The following is a 24,010-nucleotide window of genomic DNA, read 5'->3' on the forward strand; positions in this document are numbered from 1 at the left end:
GGGGCAGGGTGCTCTGAACCCGCTTGTTTGGCGGTATGCGCTCGGTTGTTATGAGGTCAATCCCGCTACGCAGCGGTTGATCAAAACAACAACGAGGAGGCGCAATGAACGCCGTGAACAAGATCGAACAGCACAACCCTATCGGCACCGACGGCTTTGAGTTTGTCGAGTACACCGCGCCGACCCCGGAAGGCATCCAGCAGCTGCGCGAGCTGTTCACTGCCATGGGCTTTACCGAAACCGCCAAGCACCGCTCCAAAGAGGTCTGGCTGTTCCAGCAGAACGATATCAACTTCGTACTGAACGGTAGCCCCACCGGGCATGTGCGCGAGTTCGGTCTAAAGCACGGCCCGAGTGCCTGCGCCATGGCCTTCCGCGTGCAAAATGCCGCCCAGGCTGCGGCTTATGTGGAGTCCCAGGGTGCCACGCTGGTGGGCAGCCACGCCAACTTCGGCGAGCTGAATATCCCCTGCGTCGAGGGTATCGGCGGTTCCTTGCTCTATCTGGTAGATCGCTTCGGCGACAAGAGCATCTACGACGTCGACTTCGAATACATCGAGGGCCGCACGCCGAATGACAATTCGGTCGGCCTGAAAGAGCTGGACCACCTGACCCACAACGTCAAACGCGGGCAGATGGACGTGTGGTCGGGCTTCTACGAGCGTATCGCCAACTTCCGCGAGATCCGCTATTTCGATATCGAAGGCAAGCTCACTGGCCTGCTGTCGCGCGCCATGACTGCGCCCTGCGGCAAGATCCGTATCCCGATCAACGAATCGGCCGACGACAAGTCGCAGATCGAGGAATTTATCCGCGAATACCAGGGCGAAGGCATCCAGCATATCGCCCTGAGCAGCGAGGACATCTACGCCACCGTGCGCCAGCTGCGCGCCAATGGCGTGCAGTTTATGGTTACCCCCGGCACCTACTACGACAAGGTCGATACCCGCGTGGCAGGGCATGGCGAGCCGACCGATGTGCTGCGTGATCTGAGCATCCTGATTGACGGTGCGCCTGGCGATGACGGCATCCTCCTGCAGATTTTCACCAACACAGTGATCGGCCCGATCTTCTTCGAGATCATCCAGCGCAAGGGTAACCAGGGCTTTGGCGAGGGCAACTTCAAGGCGCTGTTCGAGTCCATCGAGGAAGACCAGATCAAGCGCGGCGTGATCAGCGCCGATTAGGCACATAAATGTAGGGTGGGTTAGCGGCGCGTGCCGCAGGAGCTTGGGAGCGGTGCGGAGTATGCGCGCCGTGTAACCCACCAAGCCGGCACCGCAATGGTGGGTTACGGCGCACCGGCATCATGGTTAATTTCGAACATCGTGCCTGCGCCTAATCCACCCTACGCCAGCGTTGCATTTAGGAGATACCGGCCATGAGCCGTAACTGGATCAGTTTTCCCCTGCGTGAAGGCGAGTGTTCGCGCCAGGCGCACTGCGACTTTCCCGAAGGCACCTATGAGCGCGAGATGGGCCGCGAGGGTTTTTTCGGCCCTACGGCGCACCTGCACCACAAGCATCCGCCCACCGGGTGGATCGACTGGCAGGGGCCGCTGCGCCCGCATGCGTTCAATTTCAATGATATTTCCAGCGAGCGTGATTGCCCGCTGGCCGCGCCGCTGACTCTGCATAACAGCGATGTGAAGCTGCGCGTGTGGAAGACCCACGGCGCCATGCGTCATCTGGTGCGCAACGCCGATGGTGATGACCTGCTGTTTATCCATGAAGGGGCAGGGCACTTCTACTGCGACTTCGGCCATTTGACCTACCGCGACGGCGATTACCTGCTGATTCCGCGCGGCACCGCTTGGCGCATTGAGGCTAGCGAGCCGACCTTTATGCTGCTGATCGAGAGCACCGACGGCGCCTATCAGCTGCCGGAAAAAGGGCTGGTTGGCCCACAGGCGATCTTCGACCCGGCGGTGCTCGATCATCCGCGCATCGATGATGCCTTCAAAGCCCAGCAGGATGAAAACACCTGGCAGATTCGCATCAAGCGCCGTGGTCAGATCAGCACCGTGACCTATCCCTACAACCCGCTGGATGTGGTCGGCTGGCATGGCGATAACACCGTGGTGCGTCTCAACTGGCGCGATATTCGCCCGCTGATGAGCCACCGTTATCACCTGCCGCCATCGGCACACACCACCTTTGTCGCCAATGGTTTTGTGATCTGCACCTTTACCCCGCGCCCGGTCGAGAGCGATCCCGGCGCGCTCAAGGTGCCGTTCTATCACAACAACGATGACTACGACGAAGTGCTGTTCTACCACCGGGGCAATTTCTTCAGTCGCGACAATATCGAGCAGGGCATGGTCACTTTGCACCCCTGCGGCTTCCCTCACGGCCCGCACCCCAAGGCACTGAAAAAGGCGCAGACCGATCCGGCCACCTTTATCGATGAGGTGGCGGTGATGATCGACACCCGTCGCGCCCTGGAAGTCGGCGAAGCCGCTGCCGGTGTGGATGTTCCCGAATATGTGAATTCCTGGCGTGCGCCAGGCAAACCAGACTGAACAAACCTGTAGGAGCCAGCTTGCTGGCGATGCTGTTGCTTCGCTGATCGCCAGCAAGCTGGCTCCTACACATTGACGGAAGCTGCTTATGAAACTTGCATCACTCAATCAAGGCCGCGACGGCGTGCTGATCCTGGTTTCCCGTGACCTGACTCGGGCGCTCAAGGTGCCGCAGATCGCCGCCACCCTGCAGGCCGCGCTGGATAACTGGACAGCGGCCAAGCCCAAGCTGGATGCGGTGTATCAGCGCCTGAACGATGGCCTGGAGGAGGGTGCCTTCGCCTTCGATCAGGCGGCCTGTCATAGCCCATTGCCGCGTGCCTATCACTGGGCCGACGGCAGCGCCTACGTCAACCATGTGGAGTTGGTGCGCAAGGCGCGCGGCGCCGAGATTCCAGAAAGCTTCTGGCATGACCCACTGATGTACCAGGGCGGTGCCGACTGCTTTATCCCGCCGCACAGCCCGATTCAGATGGCCGACGAGGCCTGGGGCATCGATCTGGAAGCCGAGATCGCGGTGATCACCGATGACGTGCCGATGGGTGCGACGCCTGCCGAGGCGGCCGGGCATATCCAGCTGCTGATGCTGGTCAATGATGTGTCGCTGCGCAACCTGATCCCCGGCGAGCTGGCCAAGGGCTTCGGCTTCTACCAGAGCAAGCCGTCGTCGAGCTTTTCGCCCGTGGCGATTACCCCGGATGAGCTGGGCGATACTTGGGAGGGTGGCAAGGTGCATCGGCCGCTGGTCTCGCATATCAACGGCGCGCTGTTCGGCCAGCCGGACGCTGGCGTGGACATGACCTTTAACTTTCCGACCCTGGTCGCCCACGCGGCCAAGACCCGGCCGCTGGGCTGCGGCACCATCATCGGTTCCGGCACCGTGTCGAACTACGACCGCAGCGCCGGCTCTTCCTGTCTGGCGGAGAAGCGCATGCTGGAAATCATCGAAAGCGGCGAGGCGAAAACCCCGTTCCTCAAGTTCGGTGACCGGGTGCGTATCGAAATGTTCGACGCCGCTGGCCATAGCCTGTTCGGTGCTATCGACCAGTTGGTGGAAAAGTACGAATCGTGAGTTCGTAGGATGGGAGAATGTCCATGCTGACGCTTTATTCCTACTGGCGCTCCAGCGCCGCCTACCGCGTGCGTATCGCGCTGAACCTCAAGGGCCTGGCCTATCAGCAAGTGCCGGTACATTTGGTCAAGGACGGTGGCCAGCAGCACTCGGCCGAGTACCAAGCGCTGAACCCGCAGGAGTTGTTGCCCTTGCTGGTGGACAAAGACAACGGCGGGGTGCGCGTCGCCCAGTCCTTGGCGATTCTCGAATACCTCGATGAGAGGTTCCCGGCGCCAGCGTTGCTGCCCCGCGAGCCGGCGCAACGTGCTCAGGTGCGTGCTCTGGCGCTGCATATCGCCTGCGATATCCACCCGCTGAACAACCTACGGGTGCTGCAGTATCTATCCAGCGAGCTGGGCGTGAGTGATCAGGCCAAGGACGCCTGGTATCAACACTGGCTGCACAAGGGCCTGGCTGCGGTCGAGGCTGGGCTGGCGGTATTCGGTGATCGCCTGTCGCTCGGTGAGCGGCCCGGATATCTGGAAGCCTGTCTGGTTCCACAGCTGTATAATGCGCGCCGCTTTAACTGTGACCTTGATGCGTACCCACGCATCCTCGCCATGGCGGCGCGTTGTGAATCTCTGGACGCCTTTAAACAGGCTGCGCCGGAGGTGCAACCCGACGCCCAGTGATCCTGCCGGCTTCGCCGCCGCTAGGGTCAGGCGAATCCGGTTTTGCAGAGCGTGACATGTGGCCAGATCGGCTGCCTTCAAACTCTGAATGCCTTGCCACTCCGCCGCGCCACAAGCGCTGCGGGTTCTATTTCGTCACAGATAAAAACAAACAGGTGACGCATGACCCGTGAAAAACCCAAGAACCTCTGGCTCTCGCGCTGGGGCTTTATCCTTGCTGCAACCGGCTCCGCTGTGGGCCTGGGCAATATCTGGAAGTTCCCCTACATCACCGGCGAGTACGGCGGTGGTGCGTTTGTACTGATGTACCTGGCTTGCATCCTGGCCATCGGTATTCCGGTGATGATGACCGAAATTGCCATTGGCAGGCGCGGCCGTGGCAGCCCCATCGATGCGATTGGTCGGGTGGTCAAGGAAAACGGCGGTAACCCGCTGTGGAAGGCGGTCGGCGGCATGGCCATGCTGGCCGGTTTTATGATCCTGTGTTTCTACGTGGTGGTAGCCGGCTGGGCCTTTGCCTACACGGTGAAAATGCTCGATGGCTCGCTGGCGGCTACCAGTGTCGAGGCCCTCGGTGGGGTGTTCGAAGCACATAACGCCAACCCCTGGCAGCTCGGCGGCTGGAGCGTGCTGGTGGCGCTGCTGACCCTGTGGATCGTCGCCAAAGGCGTGCAGCGGGGTATCGAGAATGCCGTGCGTTGGATGATGCCGGGGCTGGCTGTGATGCTGCTGATTCTGGTGGGCTATGCCTTTACCAGTGGTGGTTTCAGCGCTGGCTTCGATTTTCTGTTTAGCTTCGATGCCTCGAAAATAACGGGTGAAGCCTTGCTAGCTGCGCTGGGCCATGCGTTCTTTACCTTGAGCCTGGCCTCCGGGGCGATTCTCACCTACGGCTCCTATATCCCTGACGGCCAGTCGATTGCCCGCACCACCTTTGTCGTCGCCCTGTGCGACACCTGCGTGGCGTTGCTGGCGGGGCTGGCGATCTTCCCGATTATCTTCGCCAACGGCATGAATCCGGGAGCCGGGCCGGGGTTGATCTTTATGAGCCTGCCGCTGGCCTTCCAGCAGATGCCGTTCGGCACCGCCTTCGGCGTGCTGTTCTTCGCCATGGTGTCGATTGCCGCGTTGACCTCGGCGATTTCCATGATCGAAGCCACGGTGGCTTATCTAAATGAAAAACACGGCATCAGCCGCATCAAGGCTGCGGCTATGTCCGGCGCGGTGCTGCTGGTGATCAGCCTGCTGGCCATGCTCTCGTTCAACCTGCTGGCCGGCTGGACGCCACTGGGCAAGAACTTCTTCGACTGGCTGGATTACCTGACTTCGCGCTGGATGATGCCGCTGGGCGGGATCTTTATCGTGCTGCTGGCCGGTTATGCCCTGCGCGACGAAATCATGCGCGACGAGCTTAACTTGCCACCGCTGGGCTATGCCCTGTGGCTGTTTATGGTGCGTTACGTCAGCCCGGTGCTGATCATGGTGGTGTTCCTCCACGCCCTGGGTTGGTTGATGATTGACCCGGTGGCCCAGTGGTACTGGATTGCCGGAGCCATCGGCCTGCTCGCAGTACTCGGTGAAGTGCTGCGACCACGGGTCATGCCGGCGCTCGCCGGACGCTAAGCACGCCACGCTGAGCGGCAGTCGAGAAGGGCGCACGGGCAAAAGCCGTGCGCCCTTTTTATGTCTGCAATGTCTGCTTGTCACCCATCGGGCCGTCGCCAAGCGAGGTTAACAGTGGGTAGGTTGGGTTGAGGCGCTGCGCGACGAAGCCCAACCCGATATGCCGCTGTCCGTTGGGCTTCGCTGCGCTCAACGCCAACCTACAAAAGCTACCGGCCACACATGATGGGATTAGTTTTTTTATTGTTTATGGCGTGGTGGCCGATGAAGTGTGTGCCCTGGCCAAACGTGCGCAGGACTCCACCGAAGCAATCGAAGGGCTGGTGGCTCAGTTCCGCAGCTGATCAGCCATCACGCTATTGCACGCCGCTACTGGCCAGCGGCGCTTTACGCAGTTCATCGGCCCAGGCCAGCAGCGGGACTTGTACCTCGGGTTGCCAGATACGTGCCCACAACAGCTGCAGGCGCGAGAAGTCGCCACGATCCATCGGCAGGCGCTGGATGTTGTCATGCACGCGCCACTGGCCGTTTTCCAGGGTGGCGAAGTCGAAGCGGAAGGGGTGGAAACCGGTCATGCCCAGGCGGATATCGGTCACCACCAACTGCTCGCCCAACTGGTCGTAGCGCAGCACACCATTGGTAAACCAGGCCAGCCGCGCATGCGCCGGCGAATCGACCAGGGCCGCTGCCAGGTGCGTGCCACGGGGGATACGCGCGAGCGTCGGTGGCGTATCGTCAAACCAGCTGACCAGCGCTTCGTGGTAATCCTCACCATCAAGCACAATCACCCGCCACAGCAGACTGTTGAACGGCGTGGTGGTGCTGAAGACTTGTTGCGCTTCGATACCCTGGCGCGCCAGTTCGACTTCCACGCGTTGCTCGGCCATGTATTTACCGCCCAGGGTAAAGCCTAAGTACAGCGAGGAAACCAGCAGCGCAAGGGCCGGCGCCTTGGTTGCCCTATTCTGTAGGCCGTTGTCACGCAGGCCGTAGAGCAGCCCCAGCGCCACGGCGATGCACAGCGGGATGGTGTAGAGCGGGTCGATGATAAAAATGCTCGACCAGGCGGTGGGGATCGGCGTCAGGGGCCAGAGCAGTTGGGTACCATAGCTGGTGAAGCTGTCGAGTAGCGGGTGGGTAATCAGCACCAGCCACAGGGTGATAAATAGCCGCTGCGCTGAATAGCCGGGGTTATGCCTGAATCGTCGAGTCATCCAGGTCAATAACAGCGCCAGCCCGGTCAGGACAAACAACGAGTGGCTGAAGCCACGGTGGTAGGTCATATCGGCCACGGCGTCGCCGTAATCGATAATCACATCCAGGTCCGGCAACGTGCCGAGCATGGCGCCGTACAGCAGTGCCTTGCGTCCCTGCCAGCGGCCGAGCAGTGCGCCCTGAATACTGGCGCCAAGTACCGCCTGGGTTATCGAGTCCATGACTGATCTCTGAATTAAACAGGCGGCTAAATTAGCCGAACGCCCAGGTTTTGGCAGCGGCTAATTTTCGAGTAAAGGTTTCAGCGCCTGGGCAGTCGTGTCCCGCCCGGTGGTCGCGGCATCTTGTCAGCGTTTATTAGAGCTTGAAGAAGCTGACCTTATCCGTCAGGCGATTGGCCAGGGTGGCCAGTTCGCGGCTGGAGGAGGCCACTTGCGCGGAGCCGGCTGAAGTTTCCAGGGTGGCGCTGTGGATGCGGTTGATATTCTGGTTGACCTCTTCGGCCACCGAACTCTGTTCTTCTGAAGCGCTGGCGATCTGCGCGTTCATTTCGTTAATGGCCGTGACTTCGCTGCGGATCTTGTTCAGCGCCGTTTCCGCCTGGCCGGTTTGCTCGACTGTTTGCTGTGCTAGCTGGCGGCTGTTGCGCATCACTTCGGCGGCTTTGCCTGCACCTTCCTGCAGCTTGCCGATCATGCCGCGAATTTCCCGAGTCGAGTCCTGGGTGCGAGTAGCCAGGGAGCGTACCTCGTCGGCCACCACGGCAAAGCCGCGGCCATGTTCGCCGGCCCGTGCAGCCTCGATGGCAGCGTTAAGGGCGAGCAGGTTGGTCTGTTCGGCAATGGAGGTAATCACCTCAATGATCTTCTCGATGCTCGCGCTGTCGGTGGAGACCTGCTGCACGCTTTCGGCGGCGCTTTCCAGGGTGCGCGCCAGGTTCTGGATGGCGCTGGCGGTAGCGCTGACGACTTGATTGCCGGTGGCCACTTCGCTGTCGGCATTGCGGGTGGCGCTGGCTGCGCTGGCGGCGTAGTTAGCCACTTCATTGACGGTGGCGGCCATTTGGTTGATTGCGGTGGCCATTTGTTCAGCCTCGCTCGATTGCAGGCGAATCTGCTGGTTGTTGCTGTCGGATGTAGTTAGTAACTGGTCCGAGGCCAAGGTCAGTTCACCAGCTGCACTGCGCACCTGGGTAATGGTCTCGGCCAGGTGCTTGACCATGTCCTGCAGGGCGCCCATGACGCTGTCCGGGTAACGGGTCTGGATACGTTGGTTAAGTTCACCATTGGCCAGGCGTTGGATGACGTCGGCCACTTCATGCGGCTCGGCGCCGAGGGTGGATTTCAGCTTGTTGATGATAATCAGCGATACGCCGATGCTTAGCACCACAGCGGCAGCGCTGACCAACAGAATCAGCAAGCGAAAGCCGCTAGCGGCCTCGCGCACCGCCCCAATATCCTGGCCAACACCTTGTTCCTCATGGTCGATAAAGGCATTGATGCGCTTGAGCCATTCGCCATAAGCCGGCGAAGCTTGCTCCAGCAGTAGGCGTTTAGCGGCCTGTGCATCGCCTTGGCGGCGCAGGCTGATCAGCTGCTCGGTCAAGGTCAGGGTACTGCGCTCGATGGCCTGAATGTCGCTCAACAGGCGCTGCTCGGTGGCTGTTGGCGCTTGCTCGCGCAGCAGGCTGTCCATGGCCTGGGCAGACTCTTGATAGAAGTCCTTGAGCCGCTGAATTTCTGCCAGTTGGCGGTTCAGCGCTGCGTCAGTATCCACCAGTACCGCGTCGCGAATGGCGATGGCGCGGTCATGCACGCTGCCACGGAAGTTGATGGCATAGCGCTGCTTAAGCGAAGCCCCTTCACTCACCGTGGTCAGGGTTTCGTCGATAAAGCCCACGCGTTGCACGCCGATCAGAGTAATCAGAATCATCAGTGACAGTATCAGCCCAAACCCAAGGCTCAGGCGTTGTGCAATGCTCAATTGTGACTGCATGGAATCGATTCCTCTTGCCCCGTGGGGCTGCGATTGCTTACTGCGTGTCAGGGGAGACTCAGCAAGGTATTAAATTCCTTCTTGCGCAAACCTTATACAATACTTTGCAGTTGTACAATTTATTTTGAGTTTTAGCGGTAGTGGCCGATGGCCGGTATTCGTGCTGCATGGACGTCCACGAAATGGCTGTAATGCCCGCAGATAAAAGCTGCTTGGCGTGCTCACACGACGAACACAGCCTGTTCAGCAGAGTAGTGGATGACCGTCAGCTTTATACGAAAGTTGTACATGGTGGGCTGGGCGGGGTGGGATGAGGCCACCACGGTGATGGCGAACAACCGAAGGCTGCGATGATCGGCAGCGCCGAGAGCAAGATGAAATCCTGCGGCCAGAAAGTCGCACCGAAGATCTAGTAGCGGTGCTCGGCCAGGTCCCACGGCACGGCTTTGCGACCGTCCCAGTCGAGCCAGGCCGTGCCGAATGCAACCCTGCTCAGCAATAGCGGTCCTACCCTCAGTAGTACAGCTGCAGGTGTTAGAGGCGTGTCAGTATCTGTGCCTCTCTTGCCATGCAATCAGATTCCCCCTTGGGGCCGCGCGACCCATCAGGCAGAACATGTGAAACTTTTGATACTTACTGCAGTGCTGTTCTGTCCACTGCTCGGTGCTTCTGTCCGTGCCGAGCCGTATCAGGTGGTGACCGAAGAGTGGGGGCCATACAACTACCGGGAGAACAATCAGCTCACCGGCATGGCCACGGAGATCGTTCGGGCCATCATTGCGTTGACCGGTGATGATTTTGAGATGGTGCTGCAGCCCAGTATGCGAGCCACCCGCATATTGCAGATCCGGCCCAAGACCATTATGTACTCCATCTTCCGCACGGCTGAGCGCGAGTCGTTGTACAAGTGGGTCGGGCCGATTGTGGAAGAGTCCATTCACCCCTATCAGCTGGCCAATGCGCCGCAGCCGGTGAACTCCTTGGAGCAATTGCTGCACGCCCACAAAGTCACCACGCGACATGCCGGCTTGGTGCCTGAGATGTTGCAGTCGCTGGGTTTCAAAAACCTCGACAAAAGTGCAACCGAGAGTCAGCAGCTCTACCTCATGTTGTTGGCCGGGCGCACCGGCATCATCATCGGCGACACCGAGGCGGGGATAGCCCACTACAGCCGCCAGTTGAACATTGCCCCCGGCACGCTGCGGCAGGTTCCCATCGAGATCTACCGCGCATCGCTGTACATCGCTTTCAGTCTCGACTCTGACGATGAGCGGGTAGCCGCCTGGGCCAGTGCTCTGGAGCAGCTGCGCCAGGCAGGCGAACTGGAGCGCATCCAGCGTCGGTACGAGCAAGCCAGCGGGCAGTAGCAGTGCGCGAGCGTCAGTAAGCGCTATAAATGTGTGTCGAAAGCCCGCGTTAGAGCGTCAGCACAAGCCTTGTGCTGGCCTCAACAAAAACAATTCTCCAGCGAAACCTGAACTGCCTGTTTTAACAACAGTTGGAGAATTCGTATGAACACCTGGTTTGCCAACCTTAGTGTCACCCGCAAGCTGGCCCTCGGCTTCGGCCTGGTGCTGGCCCTGACTCTTGCCCTGGCCTGGGGCGCCTGGACCGGCCTGGGCAGCGTTATCCAGCGCAGCACCTGGATGAGCGATATCACCCAGCTCAACACCACCCTGACCAATCTGCGCATTGCCCGCCTGCAGTTCATGCTGGCCAAAGGTGATGCAGTGAGCAGTGATCGGGTGCTGAGCAACCTCGATATCTATTTGCAGCAGCAAAAGAAACTGCTCGGCAGCTTCACTAACCCAGTCAACGTCAAGCTGCTGCAAGAGCAGGATCGTTATAACCAGGATTACCAGCGTTCGCTTGGCGGCATGCGCGCCGCTTATGCGGCGGCTGACGCCGCACGGCGTCAGGTGGCCGGTGAGACGCAACAACTCGGCGACCTGTTGGGCGCTATGCAGCGCAGCGTGGCGTTGTTGCCGGAATCCGATGGCGGCCGTTTTACCCAGTTGCAGGCGCTGACCCGCACCCAAAACGAGGTACTGCGTTTGCGCTACCTGCTTGAGCGTTACGACAGTGCTCCTGATGCGCAAACCGAGCAGGCGCTGGTTGAGCATCTCGCCGCTGCCCGTGCCAGCCTCGGCCCGCTGGAGCAGGCCTTCGGCGCTGCTCAGCAGGATGCGGTACGCCGCATCGCGACGGCCTTGGGTCAGTACCAGGAGACGCTGCAGGCGTTCAAACTCGCTACCGGCGATATTGCCCGCACTCGCCAGGAAATGACCGCCCAGCAGGGCGAGATCGTGCGTATCAGCGAGACCCTGTACCAGTTCCAGATGGACCGCCTGGCTATCGAGAGCACCCAGGCGCGCAGCCTGCAGATCGGCGCCACCTTGCTGGCGATGCTTTTCGGCGTACTTGCCGCCTGGCTTATCACCCGGCAGATCACCCGTCCGCTGCAGGACACCCTGAGCGCGGTGCAGCGCATCGCCGCCGGTGATCTGACTGCCAGTGTGCAGGTCGACCGTCGCGATGAAATGGGCCAGCTGCAGCAAGGCATCCAGCATATGGCCACGACCCTGCGTGAGTTGATTGGCGGTATCCGTGATGGCGTGGCACAGATCGCCAGCGCTGCCGAAGAACTGTCCGCCGTGACCGAGCAGACCAGTGCCGGTGCCAATAGCCAGAAAAGCGAGACCGACCAAGTGGCCACCGCCATGCATGAAATGTCGGCCACCGTGCAGGAGGTGGCGCGTAACGCCGAACAGGCTTCCCAGGCCGCCAACGAGGCGGACGGCCAGGCGCGTTTGGGCGACCAGGTGGTGGGCGAGGTGATCGCCCAGATCGAACGCCTGGCCGCCGAGGTAAGCCGCTCCAGCGAGGCCATGAACGGCCTGCAGCAGGAGAGCAACAAGATTGGCAGCGTGATGGACGTGATCAAGGCCGTGGCCGAGCAGACCAACCTGTTGGCGCTCAATGCTGCCATTGAAGCGGCGCGCGCGGGCGAGGCCGGACGCGGTTTTGCCGTGGTCGCCGATGAGGTGCGCGGCCTGGCCCAGCGCACACAGAAATCCACCGAAGAGATCGAAGCGCTGATCGCCGGCCTGCAGAGCGGCACCAAGCAGGTGGCAGCAGCCATGCGCAACAGCTGCAGCCTCACCGACAGCAGCGTCGAGCTGACGCGCAAGGCCGGCGACTCGCTGGGCAACATCACCCATGCGGTGTCCAACATTCAGTCGATGAACCAGCAGATCGCCGCAGCCGCCGAAGAGCAAAGTGCGGTGGCCGAGGAAATCAGTCGCAGCATCCTCAGTGTGCGCGATATCTCCGAGCAGACTGCCACCGCCAGCGACGAAACCGCCGCCTCCAGCGCCGAGCTGGCGCGCCTGGGCAATCAGCTGCAAATGCTGGTCAGCCGCTTCCGCGTTTAACGCGCAAGCCTAGAGGCCGTGGCACTCAGCTACGGCCTCGGGTATGTGCGGGCGTACCGCCGCCCCCAGTGTGTGACTGCAAGCAGCATCAAAGTGCCTGTGCGCGACAGCGCACCGACAGTGCAGTAGCGCGATGCAATGGTCTTGGTCCCGACTCGCTGCAATCTCGCGCGACGTTGGTTCAATCGAGATCGCCATGAACACAGTAAGTGAACAGAACGCGATGTACGGCTCAGTACGAACGGCCGTCGACACCACACAGCTTTCAGCCAGTGCAGTTTCATGGGGCGCCATATTGGCCGGTGCTGCGGCAGCAGCTGCGCTCTCTTTGATTCTGCTGATACTGGGCACCGGTTTGGGCTTGTCATCGGTATCGCCATGGGCCAACCACGGGGTCAGCGCCGCGACGTTCGGCGTGACCACGATTATCTGGATCACCCTGACGCAGCTGTTGGCCGCTGGTATGGGCGGATACCTGGCCGGGCGCCTGAGGACCAAGTGGCTTGAAGTGCACACCGACGAGGTGTACTTCCGCGATACCGCCCATGGCTTTCTGGCTTGGGCTATTGCCTCACTGGTAACCGCTACGTTGCTCACCTCGGTGATCGGCTCCATCGTCAATGGTGGCGTTCAGGCCGGTGCCGCTGTGGCCGGTGGCGTTGCCACTACTGCGTTGGTTGCGACTGCCGGTGCAGCTGCTAACTCCGATATGGCGACCCGCGAGACTGACAGCGGCGCTATTGGCTACTTCCTCGACACCCTGTTTCGCCGTGACCTCAACGCGGTTGCAACTCCGCTGGGCGCCGAGCAAAACACACTAACGCCACGGCAAGAAGCGGCGGTTTCCATGGCCGAAGTCACGCGCATCTTTATGAACTCGATTCGTACCGGTGCCATGCCCGCCGAGGATGTTAGTTACGTCGGCCAGGTTGTCGCGCAGCGTACTGGCCTGACTCAGCCAGAAGCTGAGCAGCGGGTAAACGAGACGTTTACGCGGGTACAAACTGCCCTCAGCGAAGCTGAAGCCAGTGCGCGGGAAGCCGCCGATAGTGCGCGCAAAGCATCGGCATATGCGGCGATCTGGTTGTTTATCTCGCTGCTGATCGGCGCCTTCGTGGCCAGCTTCGCCGCGCCTTATGGCGGCCGTCAGCGCGACGCTTAATCACGCCTTCCATCCACCCTTAGGAGACTGCCATGCGCTCACTACTGTTGTTATTTCTCGGGGTTCCGATCCCCATCATCATCCTGCTAGCCATCTTTGTGCTCTAGGAGCCCGGTGGCCTGACTGCTTCTCGCGAGGCAGTCTGCTCCGGGGTTTACCAGGCATTTATCGCAGTGACATTTCACTTAAAGGAATATGCAAATGACTACTACAGCGAAGAAAACCACAGCACCGGAAAGCACAGCCAAGCGACAGGGCGCAACCGCCTTGCTGCGCGCCGATCACAAGCTGGTCAGCGAGCTTTTTGCCGAATATGACAAAGCCCGTTCGGTGAGCAAGAAGAAGCAGCTGGTAGCGCAGATCTGCACCGAGCTCAGCGTGCATGCCCAGGTGGAAGAAGAGATTTTCTACCCGGCGGTAAAACTGGCCTTGAAGGATAAAGAGCTGGTTCCCGAGGCGACTGTAGAGCACGCCACCTTGAAGGATCTGATCGCTCAGGTTGAAGGCATTGAGCCCGATGGCGAAATGTTCGACGCGAAGATCAAAGTACTGTCCGAGTACGTCAAGCATCATGTCAAAGAAGAACAGAGCGAAATGTTCCCGAAAGCCAAAGCGGCTGATCTGGACATGATGGCCCTAGGCGACCAAATCGCCGAGCGCAAAGCAGAGCTGATGGCCGCACGCGGTTAGCGCGGGTGAGTGCTCTGATGCATTCAACCTCTAACGTGAAGGAGTCGCCAGTGAATACTCAACACCAACCCGGCGCGCAGCTGTCGCACCTGCGCCACATGATGCAAAGCATGTCTGCGGCCACGCTTAGCAGCGTCGATGAGCATGGTGTATTGCTCAGCAGCAGTATCTCGCGCTGGGAAATGGATGACTGCGCAGCTTTGTGGTTATTCACCGATCCGCAGTGTCCCCCGTCAGTGCATCTGCAGAGCATTAACCTGAGTTTCGCTGATGCGGCGGGTACGCGGCGTGTGTCGCTTTCCGGGCGGGTGGAGGTTTGCGCAGAGCATTTACCTTCCAATGTGCAGGCACTGCCGAGCAACGCGATGCTGCTCAAGTTCACGCCGCAGTCAGTCGTTTACTGGCATGCACAACAGAGCCTGATAACGCGATTATTTATGCTGCTCAGGTCGGCTTTTAGCGCAAAAGTAATGCCAGCCTCGCTTGCTGTCGACTATGTCGAACTGCCTGCAACCTGGCCGTTGGATGCACAGGAGCAGGCAGCATGATGTTCTTCGAACAGGGTCTTTATCTGCGTGTTGAGGAAATGCCCGACGGCCCCAAACCCTTGCCACTGGACAGTGGTTTTTCAACGGGTAATGCCTATCGCGCGATGGGCTTGTACAACCCCTCGGAAACCAGCGATGCCTATTTTGTGCTCTCCAATGATCGCGACGAAGTCTGGTTTATTTGCAATCGGCATTTGCGCACCCATGTGTTGCAGCCGGAGGAAAAGAGCTTTCGCCTGAGCATCAAAGAACGCGCGATAAAAGGTGTCAGCAAATGACACTCAGCTGTATGTCCCCGGCTTTCCTGTAGTCGCTTGATGTGCGTGATCAGTGCTGCCACTGATTGCCCTAAGCATGCTCCCCATACCGCCGTCTATAACGCGTGCAGCCCGTGACCCTGTTGTTTGAGGCGGGCGCTGGCCACGTTCAATTTTTTCAGGAGCGTTCCCATGAGCAAACGCACTAAAGACGAACCCGTTACGCAGAACCTGACCGGTCTTGATCCGTCCCCCGCCGATGCCAATCGCTCGGAGCAGGCAGCAGCCGTGCTCGCTGAACAGCCAGGCGAGTCGCTGACGACCAATCAGGGTTTGCTGATCAGCGACAACCAGAACTCGCTACGCGCCGGCGAGCGTGGCCCGACGTTGCTTGAAGACCATATCCTGCGTGAAAAGATCATGCACTTTGACCATGAGCGCATCCCGGAGCGTGTGGTGCATGCCCGCGGTGCTGGTGCCCATGGTGTGTTTGAGGTGTATGAGTCGATGAGTGACCTGACCAAGGCCGGCTTCCTGCAAACCCCCGGTGTGCAAACCCCGGTGTTTGTGCGCTTCTCCACCGTGGCCGGCTCGCGTGGCTCGATGGATACGGCCCGCGACGTGCGCGGCTTCTCGGTCCGGTTCTATACCGAAGAAGGCAACTTCGACCTGGTCGGCAACAACATGCCGGTATTTTTCATCCAGGATGCGATCAAGTTTCCCGACCTCATCCATGCGGTCAAACCAGAGCCGCATAACGAGATACCGCAGGCGTCCTCCGCCCACGATACCTTCTGGGACTTTATCTCCATGGTGCCGGAAACCAGTCACACGGTGATGTGGCTGATGTCGGACCGCGCCATTCCGCGCAGCTTCGCAATGATGGAAGGTTTCGGCGTACACACCTTCCGCTTTATCGACGCCGCAGGCAGCGCAAGCTTTGTCAAATTCCATTGGAAGCCGGTGCTCGGTGTGCATTCGCTGGTCTGGGACGAGGCGGTCAAGCTGGCCGGTAAAGACGCCGACTTCCACCGCCGCGACCTCTGGGAGGCTATCGATCAGGGCCAATACCCGGAGTGGGAATTCGGCGTGCAAATCGTCGCCGAGGCGGATGAGCACCTATTCGATTTCGACCTGCTCGATGCCACCAAGCTGATCCCTGAGTCTTTGGTACCAGTCCAGTTGATTGGCAAGCTGACCCTGAACCGAAACCCCGATAACTACTTCGCGGAAACCGAGCAGGTGGCCTTCCATCCGGGTCACTTGGTGCCAGGTATCGACTTCAGCAACGACCCGTTGCTGCAAGGGCGATTGTTCTCCTACTCGGACACCCAGTTGTCGCGCCTCGGCAGCCCTAATTTCCATGAAATCCCGATCAACCGGCCAATTGCAGCCGTTGCCAACAACCAGCGCGACGGCCATATGCGTCAGACCATCGTTAAGGGGCGAGTCAGTTATGAGCCCAACACCCTGGGCGGTGGTTGCCCTATGCAGCGGCCGTGGGAGCAGGGCGGTTTCGTCAGCTATGGCGAGCCGATGCAGGGTGAAAAAATCCGGGTGCGCAGCCCCAGCTTTGCCGATCACTTCTCCCAGCCGGGGTTGTTCTGGCGTAGCCAGGCAGATTGGGAGCAGGCACATATTGTTGATGCCTTCTGCTTTGAACTGGGCAAGGTCAGCGTGCCGGCCATTCGCGAGCGTATGGTGGCGAACCTGACTCAGGTCGATGCCGCGCTCGCGCAACGGGTGGCCGATGGTTTGGGCATGGCTGTGCCACCGCCGCCGGTGGGTGTGCAAAACCTGCCGCGCACCGATCAGCCAAACGTAGATGCCGCTCTGAGCATGGCCAATACCCGGCGCAACTCCATTGCTGGGCGCAAGGTGGCGGTGTTGGTAGCCAACGGCGTCGATGGCACCACCATCGAGACCTTGCGTGCCGCGCTGCTGGCCAGCGGCGGCACCTTGAAAGTAATTGCCCCGCAGCTGGGTGAGATTAAAAGCAGCGCCGGCAAAGCCCTCAAGGTAGACCACAGCCTGCCGACCGTGGGCTCCGTGCTGTTCGATGCCGTCTATGTGCCAGGTGGCGCGCAGAGTGTCGATGCGCTCTGCAAGAATGCGCATGCGTTGCTGTTCGTCAAAGAGGCCTATAAGCACGGCAAGGCCATTGCCGCCACAGACGACGGCGCCATGCTGATCGAGAAAGCTGCCGCTGCAGCAGGTACTAAGAGTGCGGCCTTTGAGGGCCCAGGGGTGATCACTGCATCCGGGAAAATGGCCAATGGCGACTTTGTGGAAAGTTTCATTGCAGCCATAGCCAAACACCGTATGACTGAGCGCCCTGACGTGGGTGCGATAGTCGCTTAATCAGCTCTGTTGCTGGGGATACCCGCTCAGTTTGGCGGGTATCTGCTCTAGCAGGCTGTTGCATTTCTCTCTGGCGCTAAAGTCGCCGCTAGCTCTACGTGCGGCGGCTCCTGCCGTGAGCCTGGCTGGCGCGGTGAGGATTTACCCTGGGCGCAACTGGCATGCTCGTCAATGCGTCAGCGAACGCTGCTGACGGTTCGCGATGAAATACTTAGGCCGGAGGCCTCCCACCAAGAGGCATCATGTGTATGTTCGCGTTATCCTGAGCGTCCTTTCCTGCCCTGAAGCCTGTCCATGCTGGTTATCTCCAACAGCGTTCACCTGCCTGACGATGAAGTCGAGCTGACCGCCATTCGCGCCCAAGGCGCAGGCGGGCAGAACGTCAATAAGGTGTCCAGTGCGATCCATCTGCGTTTCGATATCCAGGCGTCCAGCCTGCCGCCGTTCTACAAGGAGCGGCTGCTGGCATTGCGCGACAGTCGCATCACTGGCGAAGGCGTGGTGATTCTCAAGGCCCAGCAGTACCGCACCCAGGAACAGAACCGCGCCGATGCCCTGGAGCGCCTGGCCGAGCTGATTCGCAGCGCCGCTAAAACCGAAAAAGCCCGCCGTCCGACCAAGCCAACCCTGGGGTCGAAAAAGCGCCGCCTGGAAGGCAAGAGCATTCGCGGCACGATTAAGGCAGGGCGCGGCAAGGTGGATTTCTAGCAGGCTGTTGAAAACTGCTTGCGCGCAAGAGCCTGCACTTCTATCCCACCACTGAAATTTCTTGATCTGGATGCGGATTCCACGCCATTCGGACACTCAGCCCACGCTGATCCGGACACCTGTTCCACGGTCATCCGGACAGGCAGTCGGAGCGCAGCGACGCAGGATATGCATTGTTAGTCTGAGGTGCCCGGCGTCGTCAATTTCTTCGCCCGCCTGCGCATCGACTCTCCCTTCAGGTTGATCCGGTAGGCGTTGTGCACCAGGCGGTCGAGGATGGCGTCGGCCAGGGTCGGATCGCCGATCAGTTCGTGCCAGTTGTCCACCGGCATCTGACTGGTCACGATGGTTGAGCGTTGGCCGTAGCGGTCGTCCAGCAGCTCCAGCATGTCGCGGCGCTGTTCGTTGGTGAACGGTGCCAGGCCCCAGTCATCGAGGATCAGCAGGTCGGTCTTGGCGTAGCTGCTCATCAGCTTGACGAAGCGGCCGTCGCCATGTGCCAGGCCCAGTTCTTCCAGCAGCCGTGGCAGGCGCAGATAGCGCACGCTGCAGCCGTCCCGGCAGGCCTGGTGGGCCAGGGCGCAGGCCAGCCAGGTTTTGCCGACGCCGGTGGGGCCGCCGATGATCAGGTTGAGGCCGTCGCGCAGCCACTGGCCGCTGCGCAGTTGCAGGATCAGCGCCTTGTCCAGCCCGCGCGGGGCGCGGTAGTCGATGTCTTCGAGGCAGGCGTTGTGCTTGAGCCGGGCCTGGCGTAGGCGGTTGCTCAGGCGCTTGTCGTCGCGCTCGGTCAGCTCGCGATCGACCAACAGGCCGAGGCGTTCTTCGAAGCTCAGGCTGTCGATGTCGGGTGTTTTCAGTTGCTCGGCGAGGGCTTTGAGCATGCCGTGCAGGCGCAGGGTTTGCAGCTTGTCCAGGGTCGGGTGAGGCAGCATGGTGGGATTCCTTTGTTCAGTGGTAGTAGCCGGGGCCGCGCAGGTTGGCGTGGTCGTCCGGTAGTAGGGGTAGGTTCTGTTGAGCCAGCGGCAGGTTTTCCAGGCCTTGGCGCAGAATCGATTCGAGGCTTTTGTAGCTACAGGCACCGAGGCTTAGGGCGCGCTGGCAGGCGGCTTCCAGCCGTTCTTCGCCGTGGTGCTTGCCCAGGCGCAGGATGCCCAGGCAAGCGCGGTAGCCATGCTGCGGATGCACGCGCCGTTCGAGGATGTGGCTGATTACGCCGGCGGTGTTCGGGCCGGTCTGCTCGGCCCAGCGGATAAGCCGTTGAGGCGTCCACTCGGCATGCTCGCGATGGCTCTTGGGCATGTGCTCGGTCTGCGTGCTGTGCCGGCCTTTGTGCAGGGAGCGTACGTGGCTGGCCACCCGCTGGTTGGCGTGGAAGCACTCCACGGTGCGGGCCGTCAGGCGCACCTCCAGCTGCTTCTTCACCAGCTGGTAGGGCACCGAGTAGTAATGCCCGTCAACCTCGACGTGGTAGTCGATGTGCACCCGCGCCTTCTTCCACTCGGCATAGACGTAGGGCTGCTCCGGCAACGGGCGCAGAGCCGGGCGATCCAGGCTGGCGAAGGCCGACTGCCGGGAGCCCGGCAGCTTCTTGAACGGCCGTTGGTTGAGCCGCTCCAGCAGCACGGCGATGGCCGTGTTGAGCTCGTCCAGGGAGAAGAACTGGCGATGGCGCAAGGCGGCGAGGATCCAGCGCTCGACCACCTGCACGCCGACCTCGGCCTTGGCCTTGTCGCGGGGCTTACGCGCCCGCGCCGGCACCACCGCCACGCCATAGTGCTCGGCCAAGTCGCGGTAGCTGGGGTTGATGTCCGGTTCGTAGCGATGGGCCTTGCTCACCGCACTGCGCAGGTTGTCCGGCACCACGATCTCCGGCACCCCGCCGAGGAAGGCGAAGCAACGGGCATGGGAGCCCAGCCAGTCGGGCAACTGCTGCGACCAGGTGGCCTCGGCGAAGGTGTAGCTGGAGGCACCGAGCACCGCGACGAACACCTGCGCCTGACGAATCTCGCCGCTGTGACGGTCGATCACCGGCACCGTCTGGCCGGCATAGTCGACAAACAGCTTCTCGCCGACGCGATGCTCCTGGCGCATCACCACATCCAGTTTGCCCTGCCAGGCCCGGTAGTGGTCGCAGAACCAGCTGTACTGGAAGCCCTGTGGCTGGCCCAGCCGATACTCCTGCCAGAGCAGTGCCAGGGTCACGCCTGGTCGGCGCAGCTCGGCATGCACCCAGGCCCAGTCGGGAGTTGGTCGTTGCTCAGAGGGTACCGCCGGCGGTGGCGGGAACAGGCGCCGCTCCAGCTCTGCGTCGGACAACTCAGTAGGGAGCGGCCAGGAGAGGCCGCAGGCCGTGAATCGGCAAAGGTAATCACCGGCACTGCTGTGACCTATGCCCAGACTGCGGGAGATCTTACGGACAGACAGCCCGCAATCGAACTTGAGGCGCAACACTTCACGGATTTTACGCATGGATAAACGCTCCACGACGACCTCTCTGCTTCGAAAAAGAGGCCAATGGTAGTGAATAAATCCTGCGTAGCTGCCTGCCAGAAAGTGTCCGGATGGCTGTGGAATCAGTGTCCGGATGCTCGTGGAATGGGTGTCCGGATCAGCGTGGAATCACTGTCCGGATGTGCGTGGAATGGGTGTCCGAGTCAGCGCGGAATCCGCAGATCTGGATTTAATCCACTGCTTTGGGCACGCCTGTCGATTTGTCATTTTGCCGTTCGACTACCTTATAGAACCCAGCCTTGGGTTTACGGTCTGCCATACATGCCCGGATAAAACCCTAGCGGCAGGCTGATCAATCAAGTACGCAAGTTCTAAGGAGAGTGCAGATGAAATTCCATACCTACTTGACCTTCGATGGCCAGTGCGAAGCGGCCTTTAACTACTACGCCGAGTGCCTGGGCGGTAGTCTGGAACTGATGCGCATGGGCGAAAGCCCGGAAGCGGGCAATGTGCCGGAGCAGTTTCACGACCGCGTGATGCATCTGTGCCTGACCGTGGGCGATCAGTTGTTGATGGCCTCCGACACCCTTCCCGGTATGCCGTATGAAGGCATCAAGGGTAGTTCGGTCTCCCTGCAGGTGGAAAACGTGCCGGAGGCCGAGCGCCTGTATAAAGCGCTGTCGGCAGGTGGCTCGGTGCAAATGGAGTTGCAGTCGACCTTCTGGGCCACGCGCTTTGCCATGTTCACCGACCGCTTTGGCGTGAGTTGGATGATCAATTGCGATATTGATGCGCAGATGGGCTAACAGGCCGCTTTTGTGGGTTAGCCTCGTAGGGTGGACATGCCAAAGGCTTGTCCACCTTGCGGATACCAATGGCGGACAAGGCTGCGCCATGTCCTCCCTACCAAGGTGCACCCCGTAGCCTGGATGTAATCCGGGCTACGGGCCGATAACTAACCCACCAGCCCGAGGGCGCGATCCAGTTGATCCTCCGGGTCGCTGACGGCGGCGAGGAACTCATCGCCCCAGCGGCGGATGTCGTTGTAGCTGACGATATCAAACAGTTCTCGCAGGCGTGCCTGGGCTTCATCTTTGGGCATATTCAGCGCGATATAGCAGGTTTGTGCCATATCCATTGGGTCGTGTGGGTTGGTTAACAGTGCGCCTTTGAGTTCGGCGGCAGCGCCGGCAAACTCCGACAACACCAGCACGCCACGGCCATCCAGCAAGCCTTGAGCCGCGACGAATTCCTTGGCCACCAGGTTGAGGCCGTCGCGCAGCGGGGTAATCCACATCACATCGGCCATGGCGTACCAGGCGCTGACTTCTTCGAACGGCAAGCTGCGGAAGAAAAACTGCAGCGGCGTCCAGCCAATGCGCGCAAAGCGGCCGTTAATACGGCCCACGGCCTGCTCGATCTGCCCCTGTAGCTCGTCGTAGATGGTCATTTCCTTGGCCGCCGGCACGCATACAGTCACCAGGGTGACCTTGCCCAGCAGTTCGGGATTCTCTTCCAGCAGGCGCTCGTAGGCGTTGAGTTTTTCCAGAATGCCCTTGGTGTAGTCGAGGCGTTCCACTGAAAGAATCAGTTTGACCCCGCTTAGCTCGGCGCGCAGGCGTTCCATCATCTCCCTGATTTTCGGCGCGGCCAGGGCGCTGCGTACCCGCTCGATATCCAGACCCACGGGGTGGGCGCCGAGTTTGACCACGCGGCTACCGGTGTCCACGGCGGTGGTCATGCGCTCCAGGCCCACGGCGCAGCCATAGGTGATAAAGCGCGGTGCACAGTTCTGTCGGCTGATGGTTTGCAGGGGCATCACGCCGCGCGCCGCATCGACGAAGTTTTCCACCTGGCGCGGGATATGAAAGCCGATGTAGTCGCATTGCAGCAGGCTGCCGATAATCTGTCGGCGCCATGGCAGCACGTTGAACACATCCGCCGAGGGGAAGTAGGTGTGGTGGAAGAAGGCGATGCGCAGGTCCGGGCGCAGCTCGCGCAGGTAGCCGGGCACCATCCACAGGTTGTAATCGTGCAGCCACACCGTGGCGCCTTCGGCGGCTTCCAGGGCGGTGCGTTCGGCAAAAGCGCGGTTGACCTTGAGGAACACCTGCCAGTCGTCCTCGCGGAACTGCGCGCGCTCCCAGAAGGTGTGCAGGGTCGGCCAGAAGGCTTCCTTGGAGAAGCGCTTGTAGAAAATGTCGACTTCTTCCTTGCTCAGCGCCACCCGTGCGGCGGTCAGCCGGGGGTAGCGTTCGGCATCCACTGTGGTGTGGCTGTCGAAGATTTCGCCGCTGGTTTCATCATGCTCGGCCCAGGCCACCCAAGAGCCGGCGCGACCATCGCCAAAAAAGCTCAGCAGGGTCGGGATAATGCCGTTGGGGGAAGTCGGGCGACGGCGCTGCAACTTGCCATCGGCGCCACGGAATTCTTCATAGGGCAGGCGGTGGTAAACCATTACCAAGTCGGCTTTGCCGGGGTCGGCGACTTGCTTGCCCTCGGCGGCGATGCCCTGTTTGCCGAGAAAGCCAAAATGCACAAAGGCCTCGAGAATACCGCCACACCCGGCGCGCTCGGCGTGGAAAACCCGCGAATACTGGCGGGTGGCCTGCAGTAGGCCGTCTTCGGATTCGCCCACGCACACGCCCTTGAACTGGCCGCTGAGCATGGAGAGGTCATTGAGCGTATCGCCGGCGGTCAGTACCTGGTCGTTGTCCAACTCCAGCCAATCGATCAGCGCCTGCAGGCTGCTGCCCTTGTTGACGCCCTTGGGCAGAAAATCCAGGTAGCGTTCGGCGGAGTAGAGCAGGTCGCAACCCAGGCTCTCGGCTATTTCCAAAAGCTGCGGGTTGGCCGCCTGCTCGGGGCTGCAGAAGTACGAGCAGCGGCGCACCTGCGGTACGTCCTGGCGCTCCAGGTTAAAGCGTTCAATGGCGCTGGCAACCTGGCTGTCGCCGGGCCAGAGGGCGTCTACCGCGCTTTGCAGCGGTTGGATCGGCTGCAGGGTATCGCCATGCACCAGGCTGGCGCCAACGTCGGAGATGATGAAATCCGGCTGCGGCAGGGTGGGGTCTGCCAGCAGTGGTAAGACCGACTCCAGGCTGCGCCCGGTGACATAGGCCAGGCGGATTTCCGGGTGGGCGGCGATGGTCTGATAGAGGCTTAGGCGATCCTTGGGATCGCCGCCGAGAAAGGTTCCATCGAGATCGGTGGCAAGTAACATGCGCTGTCTTCCTGTCCAGTTAAGTGGGTGCAGTGACGCGCCGACAAAAGCCGACGAGCTATGGGTGATTGCGCCG

General features: G+C 60.7%; 19 protein-coding genes and 3 pseudogenes. 15 read left to right on the forward strand and 7 right to left on the reverse strand.

The features are described from left to right. Nucleotides 1–104: 104 nt before the first annotated feature. From hppD to AC0T4W_RS09265, 5 genes are all read left to right on the forward strand, one after another. Nucleotides 105–1,187, forward strand: coding sequence for a 4-hydroxyphenylpyruvate dioxygenase (hppD, locus tag AC0T4W_RS09245; protein WP_476318726.1), 1,083 nt, complete (start codon nt 105–107; stop codon nt 1,185–1,187). A gap of 194 nt (nt 1,188–1,381) precedes the next feature. Continuing rightward, nucleotides 1,382–2,521, forward strand: coding sequence for a homogentisate 1,2-dioxygenase (locus AC0T4W_RS09250; protein WP_476318727.1), 1,140 nt, complete (start codon nt 1,382–1,384; stop codon nt 2,519–2,521). 88 nt (nt 2,522–2,609) lie between these two features. After that, the gene (locus AC0T4W_RS09255; RefSeq protein ID WP_476318728.1) at nt 2,610–3,593 is read left to right on the forward strand and encodes a fumarylacetoacetate hydrolase family protein; all 984 of its coding nucleotides are present in this window, start codon (nt 2,610–2,612) and stop codon (nt 3,591–3,593) included. Between the two features lie 23 nt (nt 3,594–3,616). Then, complete coding sequence (maiA, locus tag AC0T4W_RS09260; RefSeq protein ID WP_476318729.1) at nt 3,617–4,267, forward strand: maleylacetoacetate isomerase; 651 nt, start codon at nt 3,617–3,619, stop codon at nt 4,265–4,267. 162 nt (nt 4,268–4,429) lie between these two features. Continuing rightward, on the forward strand, nt 4,430–5,890 hold the full coding sequence (locus tag AC0T4W_RS09265) for a sodium-dependent transporter (protein WP_476318730.1): 1,461 nt from the start codon (nt 4,430–4,432) through the stop codon (nt 5,888–5,890). Between the two features lie 356 nt (nt 5,891–6,246). Here AC0T4W_RS09265 and AC0T4W_RS09270 read toward each other — a convergent pair whose 3' ends face one another. The 4 genes and pseudogenes from AC0T4W_RS09270 to AC0T4W_RS09285 form a co-directional block, all read right to left on the reverse strand. Continuing rightward, entirely contained in the window at nt 6,247–7,326 is a 1,080-nt protein-coding gene (locus AC0T4W_RS09270) for a metal-dependent hydrolase (protein ID WP_476318731.1), read from the reverse strand. A gap of 136 nt (nt 7,327–7,462) precedes the next feature. Next, complete coding sequence (locus AC0T4W_RS09275; RefSeq protein ID WP_476323545.1) at nt 7,463–8,344, reverse strand: methyl-accepting chemotaxis protein; 882 nt, start codon at nt 8,342–8,344, stop codon at nt 7,463–7,465. Between the two features lie 240 nt (nt 8,345–8,584). Continuing rightward, nucleotides 8,585–9,100 (reverse strand): annotated as a pseudogene (locus AC0T4W_RS09280) (MCP four helix bundle domain-containing protein); the annotation flags it as partial. 314 nt (nt 9,101–9,414) lie between these two features. Beyond that, a pseudogene (locus AC0T4W_RS09285) lies at nt 9,415–9,587 on the reverse strand (cytochrome c oxidase accessory protein CcoG); the annotation flags it as partial. A gap of 130 nt (nt 9,588–9,717) precedes the next feature. On the opposite strand from AC0T4W_RS09285, the gene AC0T4W_RS09290 reads away from it, so the two are divergent. The 9 genes and pseudogenes from AC0T4W_RS09290 (at nt 9,718) to arfB (ending at nt 18,260) form a co-directional block, all read left to right on the forward strand. Then, nucleotides 9,718–10,467 carry a substrate-binding periplasmic protein gene (locus tag AC0T4W_RS09290; RefSeq protein WP_476318732.1) on the forward strand — a complete coding sequence of 250 codons (750 nt, stop codon included), beginning with the start codon at nt 9,718–9,720 and terminating at the stop codon, nt 10,465–10,467. A gap of 279 nt (nt 10,468–10,746) precedes the next feature. Then, a pseudogene (locus AC0T4W_RS09295) lies at nt 10,747–11,631 on the forward strand (methyl-accepting chemotaxis protein); the annotation flags it as partial. 198 nt (nt 11,632–11,829) lie between these two features. Further along, nucleotides 11,830–12,534, forward strand: coding sequence for a methyl-accepting chemotaxis protein (locus AC0T4W_RS09300; RefSeq protein ID WP_476323548.1), 705 nt, complete (start codon nt 11,830–11,832; stop codon nt 12,532–12,534). Nucleotides 12,535–12,757: 223 nt separating this feature from the next. Further along, nucleotides 12,758–13,696 (forward strand): hypothetical protein, encoded by a 939-nt coding sequence (locus AC0T4W_RS09305; RefSeq protein WP_476323551.1) that lies wholly within the window; start codon nt 12,758–12,760, stop codon nt 13,694–13,696. Between the two features lie 201 nt (nt 13,697–13,897). Then, nucleotides 13,898–14,386: a hemerythrin domain-containing protein gene (locus tag AC0T4W_RS09310; RefSeq protein WP_476318733.1), complete on the forward strand. Its 489-nt coding sequence runs from the start codon at nt 13,898–13,900 to the stop codon at nt 14,384–14,386. Between the two features lie 110 nt (nt 14,387–14,496). Then, nucleotides 14,497–14,934: a pyridoxamine 5'-phosphate oxidase family protein gene (locus AC0T4W_RS09315; RefSeq protein ID WP_476318734.1), complete on the forward strand. Its 438-nt coding sequence runs from the start codon at nt 14,497–14,499 to the stop codon at nt 14,932–14,934. Beyond that, the gene (locus AC0T4W_RS09320; protein WP_476318735.1) at nt 14,931–15,212 is read left to right on the forward strand and encodes a hypothetical protein; all 282 of its coding nucleotides are present in this window, start codon (nt 14,931–14,933) and stop codon (nt 15,210–15,212) included. The genes AC0T4W_RS09315 and AC0T4W_RS09320 overlap by 4 nt, the downstream gene beginning before the upstream one ends. Nucleotides 15,213–15,383: 171 nt before the next feature. Then, complete coding sequence (locus tag AC0T4W_RS09325; protein ID WP_476318736.1) at nt 15,384–17,552, forward strand: catalase; 2,169 nt, start codon at nt 15,384–15,386, stop codon at nt 17,550–17,552. Nucleotides 17,553–17,846: 294 nt separating this feature from the next. Beyond that, a complete protein-coding gene (gene arfB / locus AC0T4W_RS09330) occupies nt 17,847–18,260 on the forward strand; it encodes an alternative ribosome rescue aminoacyl-tRNA hydrolase ArfB (RefSeq protein ID WP_476318737.1) in 414 nt (137 codons plus the stop codon). 176 nt (nt 18,261–18,436) lie between these two features. On the opposite strand, the gene istB is transcribed toward arfB, so the two are convergent. Next, a complete protein-coding gene (istB, locus tag AC0T4W_RS09335; RefSeq protein ID WP_476316371.1) occupies nt 18,437–19,192 on the reverse strand; it encodes an IS21-like element helper ATPase IstB in 756 nt (251 codons plus the stop codon). A 16-nt stretch (nt 19,193–19,208) separates the two neighbouring features. After that, nucleotides 19,209–20,729: an IS21 family transposase gene (gene istA / locus AC0T4W_RS09340; RefSeq protein WP_476314783.1), complete on the reverse strand. Its 1,521-nt coding sequence runs from the start codon at nt 20,727–20,729 to the stop codon at nt 19,209–19,211. Between the two features lie 368 nt (nt 20,730–21,097). Here istA and AC0T4W_RS09345 point away from each other — a divergent pair, with 368 nt between their 5' ends. Next, a complete protein-coding gene (locus AC0T4W_RS09345; protein ID WP_476318738.1) occupies nt 21,098–21,517 on the forward strand; it encodes a VOC family protein in 420 nt (139 codons plus the stop codon). 149 nt (nt 21,518–21,666) lie between these two features. Here AC0T4W_RS09345 and ggpS read toward each other — a convergent pair whose 3' ends face one another. Then, nucleotides 21,667–23,934, reverse strand: a complete 2,268-nt coding sequence (ggpS, locus tag AC0T4W_RS09350) for a glucosylglycerol-phosphate synthase (RefSeq protein WP_476318739.1) — start codon at nt 23,932–23,934, stop codon at nt 21,667–21,669. Nucleotides 23,935–24,010: the final 76 nt, after the last annotated feature.

The organism is Pseudomonas sp. C7.1 (assembly GCF_056312395.1).